Source organism: Brenneria alni (assembly GCF_003666245.1).
Lineage (GTDB): Bacteria > Pseudomonadota > Gammaproteobacteria > Enterobacterales > Enterobacteriaceae > Brenneria > Brenneria alni.
Map to the genome: position 1 here is coordinate 1 of NZ_MJLZ01000095.1, position 2,375 is coordinate 2,375.

The following is a 2,375-nucleotide window of genomic DNA, read 5'->3' on the forward strand; positions in this document are numbered from 1 at the left end:
GCCTAAGTGTAGTCCCTCCGATTTTTAGTACCACCGCCAATGAGGATCTCCGGCCAGTTTTTGCCGCGCATAGATAACGGGTGGCATATCACCCAGTGAGCTATGCGGACGTTCTTCGTTGTATTCTGCGCGCCAGTCTTCTGTTAGCACACGGACTTCTGACAGTGTTCTGAACAGATACATGTCAAGTATTTCTGTTCGTAGTGTTTTATTAAATCGCTCAATAAATCCGTTCTGCATCGGCTTTCCGGGCTGAATAAAATCGAGTATCACACCGTGGCGTTCTGCCCATTCGGCTAAGGCTGCGGCGGTGAGCTCTGGCCCATTATCACTTCGTATAAAAGCCGGGTAGCCTCGTTCTGTGCTTAATCGTTCCAGAATGCGCACAACACGATGAGCCGGTATATTCAAATCAACTTCGATGGCCAGCGCTTCCCGATTAAAGTCATCAACGACATTAAATAACCTGAAGCGCCGCCCGTCGCTCAAGGCATCACTCATAAAATCAACTGACCAACAGTGGTTCATTTTATGCGGAATAACCAACGGCTGTGGATGCCTGTTAGGTAAGCGTTTTTTCCCTTTGCGCCGAAGGTTGAGTTTTAACAATCGATAGATCCGGTAAACCCGCTTTGCATTCCACAGTAACCCTGCCTGTCGTAACTTATTGAACATCAATCCAAAACCATAGGCCGGATACTGATGTGCCAGTTTTTGTAGCGCCTCGACTACAGGCAGATCCCGTGCCGTGTTCGGGCAATAATGCAACAGACTTCGACTGATACCGATAATCCGGCACCCGCGTCGTTCACTGGCCTGATGTTCCTTCATAACGTAACGCACCAGCTCACGCTTCTCAGGCACCGTTAAAGTTTTTTTGACACAACATCCTTAAGAATTTCATGATCTAAGCTGAGGGATGCGTACATTTGCTTTAATCGGCGATTTTCCTCTTCCAACTCTTTCATGCGTTTGATATCAGAGGACTCCATGCCTCCGTATTTAGATTTCCAGTTGTAATAGCTGGCTTCCGACACACCGTTTTCGCGGCACACATCCTTCACATGCCGACCACCTTCAACTTCTTTCAAAACCCGCAGGATCTGAGTTTCAGTGAAACGCGCTTTCTTCATAATGAGCCTCCTCTGGTTGTATTTTAACCAGAGAACTCTATTAAACGGTAAGACTAAATTCAGGGGGGACTACATAAGTAAGAAGTTTCCGTTTCAAGATGCGTTTTTTGTCCCGTCATTTTTTGATATCGACGCATTAATTTATCAGCATATGAATGTTTCTTACTTCCCTGAACAGGCCCTGACCCGGCTGGGCCATGCCCATTTCTGACGCCCCACCTTTCGGCCTTATCTCCAACTCGCTGCACAAATTCTTCATCTGTCAGTTCCGCTGCTGTCTTTCTGGATGCATCGTTTTTCGCTAATCCTAGAGGATCGCAAAGCTCTAAAGGATTCGTGACATACGATTGAGGCCGGATACCTCCAAGCAGCCCTATCGGATCTGTAATGGTCTAATCATTCTGGACACTTTGTTAGAGGTATAATGAGCAACACTAACGAGGTGAAAATGCGAAGAAAAACGTTTACCCATGAATTCAAACAGGAATGCGTCAATCTGGTTATCCAGCACAACTACCCGGTGCTCCGGGCTGCTGAAACAATGAATATTGGCCTTTCAACCCTCCAGCGCTGGTTACGGCAGTATCGTGGAGAGATACGCGGGGATACACCACTAGCCAGTGCGATAACACCGGAACAACGGCGGATACAGGAACTTGAAAAGCAGGTGCGGCAGTTGCAAAGCGACAATGACCTGTTAAAAAAGGCTTCAGCCTTCTTTGCCATGGAAATGAACAACGACAAAAAGTCGCGGTGAAGTTGAAGAAGGCGGGAGCAAATATCCAACAGGTATGCCGCTGCTTATCGCTCACGCGCAGCGTGTTTTATGCCCGGAGCCATCAGCCGATGATCAAACCGGATGTTCTTATATTGCACGCGGCAGCTAATCATGTTCATGCTGAAATGGATGCCACATATGGCAGTCGGCGCATGTGCATTGAGTTACGGGAACAAGGTTTTAAAGTAGGCAGATACCGAGTTCGCCAGATAATGAAAGCACTGAAGCTGGTGGCTAAACACCCTGGGCGTCATCGCTATCCACGCGGTGGGAAACCCGCTGTAGTGGCCGCTAATCTATTGAATCGGCAGTTTAATCCAGAGGCATTGAATACCTGGTGGTCGGGTGATATTACCTACTTGCGCACCGCTCAGGGATGGTTATATCTGGCTATCGTCATGGACTTATGTTCAAGAAAAATAGTCAGTTGGGCCTTCTCAGATAAACCTGACAGCGCTCTGACT

General features: G+C 47.7%; 3 protein-coding genes. 2 read left to right on the forward strand and 1 reads right to left on the reverse strand.

What is annotated here, in order from left to right:
* Window positions 1-24 precede the first annotated feature (24 nt).
* Window positions 25-1,133 (reverse strand): IS3 family transposase gene (locus BIY29_RS19735; protein ID WP_121576702.1). Its coding sequence is split into 2 segments (ribosomal slippage): window positions 25-881 and window positions 881-1,133, totalling 1,110 coding nucleotides; the frame shifts between segments, so codons are not numbered across the junction.
* 448 nt (window positions 1,134-1,581) lie between these two features.
* On the opposite strand from BIY29_RS19735, the gene BIY29_RS19750 reads away from it, so the two are divergent.
* Together BIY29_RS19750 and BIY29_RS19755 are read left to right on the forward strand one after the other, a co-directional pair.
* Complete coding sequence (locus BIY29_RS19750; protein WP_170158916.1) at window positions 1,582-1,890, forward strand: transposase; 309 nt, start codon at window positions 1,582-1,584, stop codon at window positions 1,888-1,890.
* A gap of 89 nt (window positions 1,891-1,979) precedes the next feature.
* Window positions 1,980-2,375 (forward strand): IS3 family transposase (locus BIY29_RS19755; RefSeq protein WP_147437193.1); only part of this gene is annotated, 396 nt, incomplete at its 3' end.

Bases quoted from the DNA above. Each gene is read 5' to 3' on its own strand.
- BIY29_RS19750 (WP_170158916.1), top strand. From the start codon at position 1,582: ATGCGAAGAAAAACGTTTACCCATGAATTCAAACAGGAATGCGTCAAT.